This window comes from Actinomadura sp. 1N219, assembly GCF_044326405.1.
Lineage (GTDB): Bacteria > Actinomycetota > Actinomycetes > Streptosporangiales > Streptosporangiaceae > Spirillospora.
The window spans coordinates 56,313-70,877 of the sequence record NZ_JBIRAY010000017.1; the positions used below are offsets into that span (position 1 = coordinate 56,313).

General features: G+C 74.2%; 10 protein-coding genes. 6 read left to right on the plus strand and 4 right to left on the minus strand.

Going from position 1 to position 14,565, the window contains the following annotated elements; genetic code table 11:
• Position 1: 1 nt before the first annotated feature.
• Genes sigJ through ACH35V_RS36475 form a run of 3 tightly spaced genes read right to left on the minus strand, consistent with a single transcriptional unit; the run spans position 2 to position 1,961 of the window.
• Positions 2-853, minus strand: coding sequence for an RNA polymerase sigma factor SigJ (gene sigJ / locus ACH35V_RS36465; RefSeq protein WP_395979430.1), 852 nt, complete (start codon positions 851-853; stop codon positions 2-4).
• 11 nt (positions 854-864) lie between these two features.
• Positions 865-1,275 carry a YchJ family protein gene (locus ACH35V_RS36470; RefSeq protein WP_395979431.1) on the minus strand — a complete coding sequence of 137 codons (411 nt, stop codon included), beginning with the start codon at positions 1,273-1,275 and terminating at the stop codon, positions 865-867.
• Between the two features lie 20 nt (positions 1,276-1,295).
• Positions 1,296-1,961, minus strand: coding sequence for a 4Fe-4S single cluster domain-containing protein (locus ACH35V_RS36475; RefSeq protein ID WP_395979432.1), 666 nt, complete (start codon positions 1,959-1,961; stop codon positions 1,296-1,298).
• Positions 1,962-2,052: 91 nt separating this feature from the next.
• On the opposite strand from ACH35V_RS36475, the gene ACH35V_RS36480 reads away from it, so the two are divergent.
• The 3 genes from ACH35V_RS36480 to ACH35V_RS36490 all read left to right on the plus strand — a co-directional run bounded on the left by ACH35V_RS36480 (position 2,053) and on the right by ACH35V_RS36490 (position 6,639).
• Positions 2,053-4,248, plus strand: coding sequence for a PQQ-binding-like beta-propeller repeat protein (locus ACH35V_RS36480; RefSeq protein WP_395979433.1), 2,196 nt, complete (start codon positions 2,053-2,055; stop codon positions 4,246-4,248).
• Complete coding sequence (locus ACH35V_RS36485) at positions 4,235-5,698, plus strand: protein kinase (protein ID WP_395979434.1); 1,464 nt, start codon at positions 4,235-4,237, stop codon at positions 5,696-5,698. Before ACH35V_RS36480 ends, ACH35V_RS36485 begins: the two co-directional genes overlap by 14 nt.
• Positions 5,699-5,823: 125 nt before the next feature.
• Entirely contained in the window at positions 5,824-6,639 is an 816-nt protein-coding gene (locus ACH35V_RS36490; protein WP_395979435.1) for a hypothetical protein, read from the plus strand.
• Positions 6,640-6,654: 15 nt separating this feature from the next.
• Here ACH35V_RS36490 and ACH35V_RS36495 read toward each other — a convergent pair whose 3' ends face one another.
• Positions 6,655-8,508, minus strand: coding sequence for a protein kinase (locus ACH35V_RS36495; protein WP_395979436.1), 1,854 nt, complete (start codon positions 8,506-8,508; stop codon positions 6,655-6,657).
• Positions 8,509-8,773: 265 nt separating this feature from the next.
• Here ACH35V_RS36495 and ACH35V_RS36500 point away from each other — a divergent pair, with 265 nt between their 5' ends.
• From ACH35V_RS36500 to ACH35V_RS36510, 3 genes are all read left to right on the plus strand, one after another.
• Positions 8,774-11,638, plus strand: coding sequence for an ATP-binding protein (locus ACH35V_RS36500; RefSeq protein WP_395979437.1), 2,865 nt, complete (start codon positions 8,774-8,776; stop codon positions 11,636-11,638).
• A gap of 140 nt (positions 11,639-11,778) precedes the next feature.
• On the plus strand, positions 11,779-13,017 hold the full coding sequence (locus ACH35V_RS36505; protein WP_395979438.1) for a S8 family peptidase: 1,239 nt from the start codon (positions 11,779-11,781) through the stop codon (positions 13,015-13,017).
• A gap of 324 nt (positions 13,018-13,341) precedes the next feature.
• On the plus strand, positions 13,342-14,292 hold the full coding sequence (locus tag ACH35V_RS36510; RefSeq protein WP_395979439.1) for a M28 family metallopeptidase: 951 nt from the start codon (positions 13,342-13,344) through the stop codon (positions 14,290-14,292).
• Positions 14,293-14,565 lie beyond the last annotated feature (273 nt).

A 14,565-nucleotide genomic window follows, 5' to 3' on the forward strand; every position in this document is an offset into this window, starting at 1 on the left:
CTCAGATGTGACCGAGCTTCTCCGGATTCGCCACGCGGCGCACGGCGGTGATCCGGCCGTCGTCGCCGACCTCGACCGTGTCGACCCAGATGACCTCGCCGTCCCGGAAGGTGGCCAGCGCGAGTTCTCCGTTGAATTCGATGAAGTCGATTCGTTCGGCCCGGTAGTGCGTTGTGATGCGTGCGAGGAGGCGTGCGATGCGGGCCGCGCCGGCCACGGGACGCCGGGACGCGACGACCTTGCCGCCGCCGTCCGCCGTGTAGACGGCGTTTGGGTGCAGCAGCTTCACGAGCTGGTCGAAGTCGCCTTGTTCTGTTGCGGCGCGGAATGCCGCCAGGACTCGCTCCCGCTCGGTGCGGCTTGCGGTCGGGTGCTGTTCGCGGGCGTCCGCCACGCGTCTGCGGGCCCGCGACGCGAGTTTGCGGGACGCCGCCGCCGAGTTCCCGAGCACCCCGGCGACCTGGTCGAACGGCACGTCGAACACGTCGTGCAGGACGAACGCCACCCGCTCCGGCGGCGTCAGCTCCTCCATCACCAGCAGCATCGCGGTGCCGATCGACTCGTCCGCGATCACCTGGTCGGCGGTGTCCGGGCCGGTCGGGAGCGGCTCGGGCAGCCATGGGCCGGGGTACGCCTCGCGGCGGACGCGCGCCGACTTGAGCACGTTGTACGACAGCCGCGCCGCGATCGTGACCAGCCACGCGCGCGGGTCCGCGACGTCCGACCGGTCGGCGGCCTCGGCGCGCAGCCACACGTCCTGGACGACGTCCTCGGCCTCCGCCACGCTGCCGAGCAGCCGGTACGCCGCGCCGAACACCGCGGGACGGTGCGCCGCCCAGTCCAGGTCGTCCACGCCTGCGGAGCCTACCCGCCGGTGATGATCTTGCCCCGGACGTAGACCCAGGCGCCGTCATGCCGGACGAAGCGGCTCACCTCGTGCAGTACGCCCGGCTGCGATCCGGGTCTCGATTCGGGTCCCGAGTCGGCGAGGTAGTGGGCGCGGAACTCAACGACGCCCCTGTCGTCGTCCGGGCCGCCGGCCTCCTCGCGGACGATCTCCAGCCGCGTCCAGCGCGGGCCGTCCTCGAACCCGACCCGCTCGGGACGCGTCGCCGGGTGCCAGGTGTTCAGCAGGTACGCCTCGTCCTCTCTCGCGAACGCGCTGAACCTCGACCGCATCAGCTCCGCGGCCGTCGCGGCGGCCGCCTCGCCGCTGTGCAGCCGCCCGCAGCATTCCCGGTAGCGGTCACCGACTCCGCAAGGACACCTGGCCATCCCCGCATTCTGCCCACTGCTCACTCGTCGCGGGGCGGCGGGTCGGCGCCGGTGACCGCGGGCGTGCCGTCCGCGCGGATGATGAGCTCCGCGTCCGGGACGGCGTCGAGGTCGGCGGCCGTGTAGCGGTCCGTGAACAGGTGCACGGTCTTGTTGGACGAGCCGCGCAGCCCCCGTCCGAGACGCAGATCGCGCTCGTACCGCCCGGCGAGCAGGACGTCCACGCGCTCGCGCAGCGCCGCCGCGCCCGGCATCCGGACGATCTCGTCCCAGCCGAAGCCGGTGAGCACCAGCACCGACAGGGACGTCTCCTCCCGGATGCGGGTCAGCAGCCGCAGCAGCGGCCGGAACTGCTGCAGCGGCTCGCCGCCGCTGACCGTCACGCCCTCGATCCGCCCGCCGAGCCCGGCGATGTGCGCGAACAACTCGTCCACGGCGACCTCGTGACCGCCGCGAGGGTGCGTCTCCGGCGTCCAGCAGCCGGGGCAGCCCAGTGTGCAGCCCTGCAGCCACACCACCGCGCGGGCGCCGGGGCCGTCGGCCCGGCTGTACGGCTCGAACGCGTGGACCCGCAACGGACGCGGCGGACGCGGGGCGCGCGGGGCACGCGGCGCACGCTGGGCACGCGCTGGAAGCGCGACCTGGCCTTTGTCGGAAAAGCCGTCCTTTTCGCGTTCGTCGGTCACGTCGTTATTACACTCCCGTCACGCCGGGACCGGTCCCGGGGCACTCTCCGCGACTATCGTGCAACTGATCGGATACGGGAGGGGGACGGCGTTGCAACCGCTTCAGGGTGCCGACCCCGACCGGGTGGGTCCGTACCGGCTGCTCGGCCGACTCGGCGCGGGCGGGATGGGCGTGGTGTACCTCGGCCGGTCGCCGAGCGGGCGGCCCGTCGCGATCAAGGTGATCCAGCGGCGGTTCGCGGGCGAGCCCCGGTTCGCCGCCCGGTTCCGCCGGGAGGCCGCCGCCGCCCGCCGGGTGACCGGCGCCTTCACCGCGCCGGTGCTGGACGCCGACCCCGACGCCCCGACACCGTGGCTCGTCACCGCCTACCTGCCGGGGCTGTCGCTGCGCGAGGCCGTCACGCGGTTCGGGCCGCTGCCGCCGTCCGCCCTCCGGCCGCTCGCCGCCGGGCTGGCCGAGGCGCTCGGCGAGATCCACCGGGCCGGCGTGGTGCACCGCGACCTGAAACCGGGCAACGTGATGCTCACCGCGAGCGGGCCCCGCGTGATCGACTTCGGCATCTCCCGGCCGGAGGACGCGGTCACCATCACCCGCGCGAACACGCCCGTCGGGACGCCCGGGTTCATGGCGCCCGAGCAGCTCCGCGCCGAGAAGGCCGAGCCGTCCGCCGACATCTTCGTCCTCGGCGCGACGCTCGCGTACGCCGCGACGGGGAAGGAGCCGTTCGGGGACGGGCCGCTGGAGTCCCGCGACCTGCGCGTCCTGAACGGGCGGGCCGACCTCGGCGGGATCGCCGAGCCCTGGCTGCTCGACCTGATCGGGGCGTGCCTGCGGCTCGATCCGGAGCGGCGTCCGACCGCCGCGGGCGTCTTAGAACGGCTCGGCCCGCCGGACGACGGCGCGCCGTCCCTGCTCGGCACCCGCTGGCTGCCCGCGGCGGTCGCGGAGGAGATCGACCGCCGCACCGCCGAGGCCGCGCCGCTGGAGAACCCCGCGCCGCCGGGGGAGTCGGCGCCGCGTCCGCTGGTCCAGAACCTCGCGCTCGGCAGCGTCGCCACCTCGGACACCGGCCCCGGCGGCGGCCCGAGGACGATCCCGCCGCCCCTCGGGACCGGCCGCCGGACGCTCCTCATCGGCGCCGGCGCCGGTCTCCTGACCATGAGCGGCCTCGGGTCGCTCGTGTGGCGGCTGACCGACGACGACGAACGCGACCGGAGCCGCGACCCGGTCGCCGCGGGGCGTTCCGGCACCCCGAAGACGCCCGAGGGGCCGCCGCCCGACGGGGTCGCGCGGTGGAAACGCCACGTCAGCAAGAAGGACAAGTACCTGGAGCTCGCCGCCGGCGGCGGGGTGGTGCTGGCGAACGGCGACGACGGCAACGAGATCCTCCACGCCCTCGACCCGCGCACCGGCAAGATCAAATGGACGCGCGACGGCGGCATGCGCGCCACCCCCTACGGCGGCGTCACCTACCTGAGCCAGAACGAGGGCCGGCAGATCTGCGCCGTCCGCACCATGACCGGCAAGACGCTGTGGGCGTACGACCTCTCCTTCGAGGAGGACGGCCCGACCGACGAACTCGCGATCACCGACTCGGTCCTCGTCTTCGGCCTCGACAAGATCACCGCGCTGAGCCGGTCCAGCGGGCGGCGGCGCTGGCGGTCGAAGCTGCCCGGCCGGTACGGGGTCTCCGGGGTGGGCGACCTCCTGATCGTCCTCGCACGGGACGGGCTTGTCGGCTTGGACGCCGCGTCCGGCAAGACCAGATGGAAGCACCCGATGGACTACCCCGACTTCCAGGTCGTCGGCGACGGCATGGTCTACGCCGTCGACCGGTTCGGGACGATGCACGCCGTACGGACCGACACCGGCGCGCTCGCCTGGCAGCGGCGGAACGTCAGCGGCTGGGGCAGCCAGGCCGGCGGCGGCCGCTGCTACCTCGAAGCGGGTGACGGCGAGGTCCTGGCCCTGGACGGCGCGACCGGCAAGCAGCTCTGGTCGCGCGCGCTGCTGTCCGAGCGGACGGACGACCCGCGCGGCCAGGCCACCGCGCTCGGCCTCGCGGGACCCACCCTCTACGTCTCCTGCACCGATGGCGTCCTCTACGCGCTGAGCGCCGCCGACGGCCGCGTCCAGTGGACGTACGGCGGAGACGAACCCAACCGCACCCGGCCCGTGACCGCGGACGGGCTCGTCTTCATCGCCACGGCGAACGGCGACGTCCGGGCCGTCGCGCAGCCGGACGCCGCACCGCGCACCAACGGAGGACCACGTGCGACCCCTTGAGCCCGACGACCCCCGCTCGGTCGAGACCGAAGGACGCCGCTACCGCGTCCTGGCCCGCATCGGATCCGGCGGGATGGGCGTCGTCTACCTCGGCCGCTCCGCCGCCGGACGCGCCGTGGCGATCAAGATGGTGCACCCCGAGTTCGCCGCGGACGACGAGTTCCGCGACCGGTTCCAGCGCGAGGCCGCCGTCGCGCGGAGGGTCGGCGGCGGGTTCACCGCCGCGGTCATCGACGCCGACCCGGAGGCGGAGCTGCCGTGGCTGGTGACCGAGTACCTGCCGTCGGTGTCGGTGCGCGACGCTGTCCGGTCGTCCGGGCCGCTCGCGGCGGACGCGGTGTGGGAGCTCGCGGCCGGGATCGCGGAGGCGCTCGTGTCGATCCACGAGGCGGGCGTCGTGCACCGGGACCTGAGCCCCGCGAACGTCCTGCTGACGGCGGACGGCCCGCGCGTCATCGACTTCGGCATCGCCCGCGCGATCGAGGCGGCGTCCGTCTCGCGTCCCGGGACGCGCGCCGGGGCCGCCGGGTTCATGTCGCCGGAGCAGGCGGCGGGGGAGACGATCGGCGCGTCCAGCGACGTCTTCTCGCTCGGGTCGACGCTGGCGTTCGCCGCCACCGGCCGGGAGCCGTTCGGCGACGGCGTGTGGCACCTGAAGCTGCGCCGCGTCCAGTCCGAGGCGCCCCGGCTGGACGGGCGCGGCGACCCCGGGCGGCGCGCGCTGATCGAGTCGGGGATGCGGCGCGACGCGGAGCGCCGTCCGACCACCGCGGAGCTGGCCGAGCGCGTCGCCGGACGCTCCACCGGCGAGGGCGAGCGTGCGGCGTCGCTGCCGCCGTCCGTCATCGCCGAGATCGCCCGGCGCCGGACGGCCGCCGAGAACCCGCCCGTCCCGCGCCCCCTGCTCGAACCCCCCGCCCCCGCGCCCGCATTGCCCGGCACCATGCCTCCGCTCCCGCCGGGGCCGCCGACGGACCCGGGCGGGACGGGACGGCGCGGCGCCCTGCTGGTCGGGGCCGCGGCCGCCGTCGCGCTGCTCGTCGCCATCGGGATCCCGGCCGGCCTCTGGACCGTCATGCGGGACGGCGGGACCAGCGCGAACGCCGCACCGTCGTCCGGCACGCCCACCGCCGCCTCCGCCTCGGCGGCCGCCTCGCCCTCGCCCACCCCGACCGGGACGCGAGGCGAGATCACCTTCAACGTCGAGGGCAGCGGCACGGTCTCCTCGCTGAGCTACATGGTCAACGAGCAGACCACCAAAGTGGAGGACGTGAAGCTGCCCTGGCGGAAGACGGTCCCGATGCCGCTCTGGCCGCCGCGGATCACATGGAAGCTGGCGTACCGCGCCCCGTCCGGCGGAAGCAGCTTCACCGTCGAGGTGGACGGCAACAACGTCATGGGCGGCCAGGGGAGCGCGGGCACCAACCTGGGCGCCGAAGGCGTCTACTGACCCCTGCCCTGCGGATACCGAGCCCTGCTCTGCCGATACCGGCCCCTGCCACATTGACGGCGGTACCCCTCCCGCGGCGCCGGGTTACGCTGAGCGCGGGTGCGCACGCAGAGAGGACGGGACGCATGTCGACGATGATGCGGAAGCCGCCGGGCAAGGTCGACATCCTTCCGGAGGAGATCGGGAGCCTGGCCACCGGCCTGCCCCCGGCCGAGCCCGGGACGCTGTTCGTCAAGGGCTCCAACGGCGGGATGCGGGTGTCGCCCGACGCCCGGTTCAACGTCGTGTTCGGACGGTGCGCGCCGGACGTCCACGTCTGCGTCGGCGGGGACGACACGCGCGTCAGCCGCCAGCACGGCATCATCACCCGCGAGCACTCGCACTGGGTGCTGTACAACCTCGGCAAGCTCGCCATCCGCTTCCCCGGGTCGCGGCTGGTGCTCGGCGGGCACCGGGCTGAGCTGCCGGTCATGTACACGCCGCTGTTCATCGTCTCGCCCGGTCAGGAGCATCTCCTCGAAGTGCGGATCGCGGCCGGACGGGCCTCGTCCGGCCCGGTCGACGTGCACGAGCTCGCGACCTACGACCCGGAGAACCCCGACGCCGAGCGCGCGTCCCCGTGGCAGCTCAGCGATCAGGAGCGGCTCGTCCTGGTCTGCCTCGCCCAGCGGTACCTGCGGCAGGAGCCCTGGCCGCAGCCGCTCACCTGGGCGCAGGTCGCCGACGAGATCGCGCTGCTCCGCCCGGCCGAGAACTGGAACTGGCGGAAGGCCGCCCGCGTCGTCACCGAGGTGCGCAACCGGCTCAGCCCGCACGTGGGCGGGCTCCGCGAGGAGGAGATCCCGCCGCCGATCGGCAACGCGCTCAACCACAACCTGATCGTCGCGCTGCTGGTCCACACCAGGCTCCGCACCGAGGACCTCGCCCTCATCGACGGCTAGCGCGGTCCCCTCGGCTCAGACGGTCGGGAGTTGCGCGGCGGCCGCACCGGCCAGGTGCGTCCCCATCGAGCACAGCCGCTCCGTGGGCGGATCGCCCTGCACGACGAGGAACAGCATCTCGATCGCGTCGTCGCCGTGCTGGTCGGCGTATGTGCGGTGGACGACGCGGACGAGGCACGTCCCGTCGCCCTCCCCGTCCGGTTCGACGAAGGCGCGGCGGCCGCCGAGCCGGGTGGGGCTGCCGTCCTCGGCGCCGATCGGCTGGCCGCGGTCGAACCGCAGTTTGACCTGGATGTCCTGGGTGGTGCTGTGCCACTCGCACGCCCAGCCGCCGTAGTCGATCTCCGGGTCGCCCGCGTCGATCCCCGGGACGACGTCGAGCGCGTCGTTGCCGAGCATCGTGCAGGCGTCCTTGTGCGCCAGCGACTGCGGCGGGAACGGCGGCGTCCGGCGCGGGATCGGCCCCCGGTTCAGGACCGCGACCGCGGACGCGACGGCGGTGTCGGCGATCGGGCAGAGCGGCGCGGGCGCGGCCCCGGCTTGCGGCTCCTCGGTCTGCCGGGCGTCGATGGAGATGGTGGTGCCGCCGTCCGGGGACGGCAGGACGAGCATCCGGCCGCACTCGCCTTCCTCGGGCGCTTCGGGGATCACCCGGACGCGTCCCATCGTCCGCGCCGGGCCGCCGCCCGTCTCGGGCACGGAGCCGGTCGCCATGCCGATCCGGACGTCGATGACGTCGTTCTCGCTCACGGACACGAGCACGTCGCACCGGTCGAAGTTGCCGTAGTCGTTGTCGAGTTCCGCCTCGCCGAACCTGCCGAGCGCGGCCGCGTCGGCGAGCGCGCAGGGGTCGGCGGTGCGCGGGTCGCCGATCAGCGACGCGGGCTTCTGCCGCGCGGGCGCCTCCTCACCGCCGGAGGGGATCACGACCGTGACCGCGACGGCCACCGCCGCGACCGCGAGCGCCGCCGCCGCGACGGGCCGCGGATGCCGCCGGACGAACGCCGCCGGACGCCCCCACGTCGTGCCCCGTCCCCACGTCGTGCCCCGTCCCCGCTCGGTGCCGGGCCCGTCGTTGTCGGTCGGAGTGGAGTGGCCGGGCAGCTTCGGTTGCTCGGTTCCGGCGATTTCGTCCAGCATGCGGCGCGCCTCGTCTGCGCCGGGCCGCTCGCCCGGCGCCACCCGCATCAGCGTTTCGAGGACGCCGCCCAGCGGCCCCAGCCCCTCGTACCTCGGCTCGGCGCCTGGCGGCTCGCCGACGGCCAGCGCGTAGACGGTGGCGCCTAACGAGTACACGTCCGACGCCGGTTCCGGATGTCCGCGCACGACCTCGGGCGCGGCGAACGCGGGCGTGTGGCTGACGGGACCGTTCGGCGTGATCGTGTCCGTGCCGCCCAGCCGGTAGGCGGCGCCGAAGTCGGCGAGCTTGGCCGTCCGGTCCTCGGTGACGACGATGTTGCCCGGCTTGACGTCGCAGTGCACGATGCCCTGGACGTGCAGGGCCGCCAGCGCCTCGGCGATCTGCGCGCCGACGCCTGCCGCCGCCGCCGGGGACATCGGCGGCCAGTCGTCCAGGCTGCCGCCCGGCACGTGCTCCAGGACGAGCCAGGACGTCACCCGCCCGTCCGTCTCCTCCTCGACGATGTCGTGCAGCGTGACCACGTGCGGATGGCCGAACCGCGCCTGCGCGCGGGCCTCCGACCACAGCCGGTCGAACGCGCCGGAGCCGTCGTCGCGGAACGCGGCCCGCTTGAGGACGACGGTGCGCGGCAGGCGGGTGTCCGCGGCGTGCCACACCTCGCCGGTCCCGCCGCGGATGGGCCCCTTGACCAGCCGGTACCGTCCGGCGATCAGCGCTCCGAGACGCACCGTGGCTCCTCTCAGCCGGCACCGCCCGACGCGGTCCGGATCCGACCCTGCACGCGGCCCATAAGCGACATACCCGGCAATGCCCGCCGTCGCGCGACCAACCTACCGAGTGACCGTCCGGGCACACACCGTTTCCCGGACAAGCGAATCCGGGCCCCGGGGTTGTCGCGGCCCTCCAGAAGGCTTAGCTTCGACGTCACCGCGGTGACCGCCCGGTATCGCTACGTCACGGTGTTCATCGCGGCACGACCCGCCGGAGTCGCACATGAACCCCCCACGCATTCGCACCCCGGCAGCGCCCGTTCTGATCGGCCGTTCGGGAGAGCTGCACTCCTTGCTGGAGGCGATGACCCACCCGCCGGCCGTGGCCCTCGTGGAGGGCGAGGCCGGGATCGGCAAGACCCGCCTGATCCACGAGGCGCTCCGGCAGCCGCCGGCGCGCGGGCGCCGGGTCCTGACCGGCCACTGCCATCCGCTGCGCGAGCCGTTCCCGTACGGGCCCGTCTTCGAGCTGCTGCGCGGCGTGGCGGGCGACCGGGTCGCCGGGCTCAGCCCCGTCTGCGGCGCCCTGCGCCCCTACCTGCCCGAGCTCGCCGACCGGCTCCCGCCCGCGCCGGAGCCGCTGCAGGACGTCCGCGCCCGCGAGCACCGGCTGTTCCGCGCCGTCCGGGCCCTGCTGGACGCGCTCGGCGACACCGTGATGATCGTGGAGGACCTGCACTGGGCCGACGACGGCACCCGCGACCTGCTGCGCTTCCTCGTGGACGACCCGCCCGCCGGGCTGTCGACGGTGCTCAGCTACCGCCGGGAGGACCTGCCGGGCGCGCGGCTTCCGCTGGGCCGCGCGTACCGGCACCCTCCGGGGACCACCGCGGTGCTCCTCCCGCTGAAGCCGCTCGACGTGCACGGCGTGCGCGGCATGTTCACCGCGATCACCGGCGTCTCGGAGATCACGACGTGCCTCGCCGACGAGCTGCACCGGCGGACGGCGGGCATCCCGTTCGTGGTGGAGGAGGTCGTCCTGGCCCTCCCCGGCGGCGTGGCCGGTGACGTGGCCGCGGTCGACAGCGGCGTCCTCGACGACCTTGAGGTGCCCACCCTCCTCCAGGAGGCCATCGCCGACCGGATGAGCCTGCTCTCGCCCCCGGCGGCCGACGCCGTCCGGGCCGCGTCAGTGCTCCGCGTCTCGGCGGGGGAGGCGCTGATCGGTGCCGTCATGAGCGGTGACCCGGCGGAGGAGGACGGGGCGTCCGCCGTCCGCGAGGCGCTGGTCGCCGGCGTCCTGCACGAGTGGGGCCAGGACAGCTACGGGTTCCGGCACACGCTCGCCCAGCAGGCCGTCTACTCCGCGCTGCCCGGCCCCGACCGGCGCCTGCTGCACCGGCGTGCGATGCGGGCGCTGGCGGACGAGGACCCGCAGCCGCTCGTCCAGCTCGCCTACCACGCGCGAGAAGCCGGGATGGTGGACGAGTGGCAGCGCCTTTCCGAGGCCGCCGCCGCGACCGCCCGCGAGATGGGCGACCTGGCCGTCGCCGTCGAACTCCTTGAGGAACTGCTGTCCGACGCGCGGCTCGGACGCGCGGAACGCGCCAGGATCGCGGTCGAGCTGAGCCGGGACGCGGTGCTCGGCCTCACCCACCGCCGCGCCGTCGAGCTGCTGAGCACCGTCGTGCGGGACGAGCACGTCCCCGACGACGTGCGCGGCGAGATCAGGCTGAACGTGGGGCTGCTCCTCCGCAACCAGATGGGCGACTACGAGGCGGGCCGGATCTGCATCGAGGCCGCCGTCGAGGAGCTGCGGGAACGTCCGGCGCTGGCGGCGCGCGGCATGGCGGCGCTGGCGATGACGATCTGGGACGACCAGCCCTACGACGTCTGCCGGCGCTGGATCGAGCGGGCCGAGGAGCTGGTGGCGGGGGAGAGCGACCCCGCCGTGCGGACGGCGGTGCGCGGGAACCATCTGGCGCTGCTGATGTCCGCGGGCGACCCCGCCGTCTGGGATCAGGCCGAGACCCTCATCGGCGGCGCGGGGGCGGACGCCGACCGCCAGCAGACCGCCCGCGCCTGCGGGAACTTCGCCGACGCCGCCACCTGGCTCGGGCACTACGAGCGGGCGCAGCGGTTCCTCGCCGAGGGTGGACGGCTCTCCGCCGAGTGCGGCGCCGCGTTCTACGAGGGCATGATGGACGGCACGGCGCTGCGTCTCGACTGGTACGCGGGCCGCTGGGACGGGCTCGCCGAACGGGCCAGGCGGACCCTGGAGACGGTCCACGGCGTCTCCGGGATCGCGTCCGACGCGCATCTCGTCCTCGGGCTGCTGGCGTCCGCCGTCGGCGACTGGGACACGGCGGCCGCGGAGCTGAACGCCGCCGGGCTCGCCGATCCGGGCAACGCGCCCGTGACCGTCCTCGCCACCGCCTCTGGCGCCATGACCCGGCTGCGGATCGCGCGCGGCGAGCTGGACGAAGGCCGCGCCGAAGCGGAGCGCGGCATCGCCAGGCTGCGGCGGAAGGGCATCTGGGCGTGGTCCGGCGACCTGGTGCCGATGGCCGTCGTCGCGCTGACCCGCGGCGGCTGCCCGGCGGAGGCCGAGCGGGTGACCGACGAGTTCGCCGAGGGCATCGCGGGCCGGGACGCCCCGATGGCCGCGGCCGCGCTGCCGGCCTGCCGGGGCGTCCTCGCCCTGGCACGTGGCCGCACCGCCGAGACGATCGAGGCGTTCACCGCCGCGCACGCCGCCTACGCCGCACTGCCGCAGCCGTACGAGGCGGCCCGTGCGGCGGAGGCGGCGGCCCGGTGCCGGATGTCCGCGGGCGACGACGGCGGGGCGGGGGACCTCGCGCTGCTCGCGGAGGAGTTCACCGCGCTCGGTGCGCTCAGGGACGCCGCCCGCTGCCGCCGGGTGCTGCGCGGGCACGGCGTCAACCTGCCGTCCCGCCGGGGCCGCCGCGGCTACGGCGACCAGCTCTCGCCCCGCGAGAGCGAGGTGGCGCGGCTGGTGGCGCTCGGCCACACCAACCGGCAGATCGCCGACGCGCTGTTCCTGTCGACGCGGACCGTCGAGCAGCACGTCGCGAAAGTGCTGCGCAAGCTCAACGTGAGTTCGCGAGCCGAAGTCAGCCGCATGTGACGCGGCGCCGGACATGATTGCGTACCTCTACCTACCGCATCACGGATTGTAAGCCTCTGCCCGGGCGGCGAAGGTGAATCTCGCCCCCGGCCTGAGCCCTCCTCCCACGGCTCAGGCAACCCCCACGGAGGAGCAGAGGGATGCATGTGAAGAAGAGACTCAGCACGCTCGGCATGGGCGCCGCCGTACTGGCGGCGCTCACGCTGGCCGGCGGGACCGCTGTAGCCGGACAGACCGGCACTGACGGCCAGGCGGCCCCGCCGGCACCCCCCGCCAAGACCGAGATCCGCAACGCCGCCGCGCCCGGTGTGATCCCCGGCAGCTACATCGTGGCGCTGAAGGGCGCGCCGTCCGTCCACAAGGGCGGTGCGGCGGCCGTCCGCGCCGAGGCGCAGGGCCTGGTCGCGGCGCACGGCGGTCAGGTCGCCCAGGTGTACTCGACGGTGTTCCGCGGCTTCGCCGTCAAGGCCACCAAGGCGCAGGCCCGGAAGCTGGCCGCCGCTCCCGAGGTGCGCTACGTCGAGGCGGACGTTCTCGCCCACGCCGCCGGCGAGCAGCAGAACCCGCCGTCCTGGGGCCTCGACCGGATCGACGGCTCGATCAACAAGGTCTACGCCTACCCGAACGAGGGATCGGGCACGACCGTCTACGTCGCCGACACCGGCATCGACATCTCGCACACCAACTTCGAGGGCCGTGCCAAGAGCGGCTACGACTTCATCGACGACGACAACGACGCCGACGACTGCCACGGCCACGGGACCCACGTCGCCGGCACCGTCGGCAGCAAGGACTACGGCGTCGCGAAGAAGGCGACCATCGTCGCCGTGCGGGTGCTGGACTGCCAGGGCAGCGGCCCGTACTCCGGGGTCATCTCCGGCATCGAATGGGCGGCGCAGAACGCCTCCGGCCCGGCCGTCGGCAACATGAGCCTCAGCGGCCCCGGCTCCGCCAGCGTGGACCAGGCGGTGCGCGGCGCGGCCCAGGACGGCGTCGTGTTCGCGGTCGCCGCGGGCAACGAGTCCACCGACGCCTGCGGCTCCAGCCCGGCGCGGGAGCCCTCGGCGGTCACGGTCGGGTCGACGGCCCAGGGGGACGCCCGGTCGAGCTTCTCCAACTTCGGCCGCTGCCTCGACCTGTTCGCGCCGGGCAGCAGCATCGTCTCCACCCGGATGGGCGGCGGGACGGCCACGATGAACGGCACGTCCATGGCGTCGCCGCACGTCGCCGGCGCCGCCGCGCTGTACCTGTCCGCCCACCCGAACGCCACCGCGCAGCAGATCCACGACGCGCTGGCGACCGCCGCCGAATCCGGCAAGGTCGGCAACCCGGGCAGCGGCTCCCCGAACCGGCTGCTCAACGTGACCGGGCTCGGCTGACCGGCGCCGGGCCGCTCCGGGCCCGGCCGACCGGCGCTCGGCCGGCCGGGGCCCGGCTGCTCGGGCCCCGACTGGTCGGGCCCCGGTCGCTCGGGGCTCGGCTGATCGGGGCCCGGCCGGTCGCGGCCCGGCCTATCCGGCGACGGTAGGAGAAGGCGGCGGTCGGGAGCGTTCCAACTCCCGGCCCCGGCGGGTAGACGTCCCGTGGCCGCATCTTCCGCAGGGCAGCGCTCTCCCGGCCCTCGGCTCCCTGAGATGCGTCCACGGGATCCGCCCGTCTTCCTGTCCGCACCCTCCACCGTCCACGGCTCACAGGAGTTGATCGTGATACACGGGATCAGACGACGCACCGCACTCGCCCTCCCCGCCACCGCCGTCGCGCTGTCGGCCGCGCTCCTCACCGGCGGCGCGCAGGCGAGCGCCCCGGCCGGGCTCGCGGCCGCACCGGACATCCCCGTCGCGAGCGTCCAGCAGGACCTCAAGGAGCTGCAGGCCGTCGCCGACGCCAACGGCGGCAACCGCGCCCACGGCCAGCCCGGATACCAGGCGTCCATCACGTTCGTGAAGCAGAAGCTGGACGCAGCCGGGTACGAGACCCGCGTCCAGGAATTCACGCACGGCGGCGCGACCGGCTACAACCTGATCGCCGACTGGCCGGGCGGCGACGCGAACCAGGTCCTCATGGCCGGGTCGCATCTGGACTCCGTCCGCGCCGGGCCGGGCATCAACGACAACGGCTCCGGGTCGGCGGGCGTCCTGGAGGTGGCCCTCGCGGTCGCCGCGAACGACCTGAAGCCCGGCAAGCACCTCCGGTTCGCCTGGTGGGGCGCGGAGGAGCTGGGCCTCATCGGGTCGACGCACTACGTCGAGACCCTCCCGGACGGCGAGACCGAGAAGATCAGCGGCTATCTGAACTTCGACATGATCGGCTCGCCGAATCCCGGCTACTTCGTCTACGACGACGACCCCGCGCTGATGGCGCCGCTCACCGGGTTCTTCAAGGGCAAGGGCGTCGAGACGGAGGGCATCGTCATCAACGGGCGCAGCGACCACGCCGCGTTCCAGCGGGCCGGCGTCGCCACCGGCGGCCTGTTCACCGGCGCCGAGGGCACCAAGACGCAGGAGCAGGCGCGCAAGTGGGGCGGCACCGCGGGCCAGCCTTACGACCGGTGCTACCACCGCGCCTGCGACACCACCGCGAACATCGACGCGACCGCGCTCGACCGCAACACCGACGCCATCGCCCACGCCATCTGGGAACTCAGCGGCGCCTGACCGGGACCTCCCGCGCAGCGACCGCCCACCGAGGGCCGGGCCCAGAACCCCTCCCGACTGGGCCCGGCCCGGCCAATGCCGACCGCACTTCTCAGCCGCCTGGCACATTCTGGTCGGCGTCCCGCGCGTCCTTGTTCCGCGTCTTGGCACTACCTGACAGCGTCAATAAATTCTGGGCTCCGCGGCCTTGTCCGATGCGCGCAGCCGCCGTAACAATACGGGATGCCCACTCAGCTCATCGCGGATTGTTCCATCATGCGATGACCTCAATAT

Excerpts from the sequence above, each read along its gene's own strand:
- ACH35V_RS36470 (WP_395979431.1), bottom strand. The coding sequence starts at position 1,275 with ATGGCCAGGTGTCCTTGCGGAGTCGGTGACCGCTACCGGGAATGCTGC.
- ACH35V_RS36490 (WP_395979435.1), top strand. The coding sequence starts at position 5,824 with ATGTCGACGATGATGCGGAAGCCGCCGGGCAAGGTCGACATCCTTCCG.
- ACH35V_RS36500 (WP_395979437.1), top strand. The coding sequence starts at position 8,774 with ATGAACCCCCCACGCATTCGCACCCCGGCAGCGCCCGTTCTGATCGGC.
- ACH35V_RS36505 (WP_395979438.1), top strand. The coding sequence starts at position 11,779 with ATGCATGTGAAGAAGAGACTCAGCACGCTCGGCATGGGCGCCGCCGTA.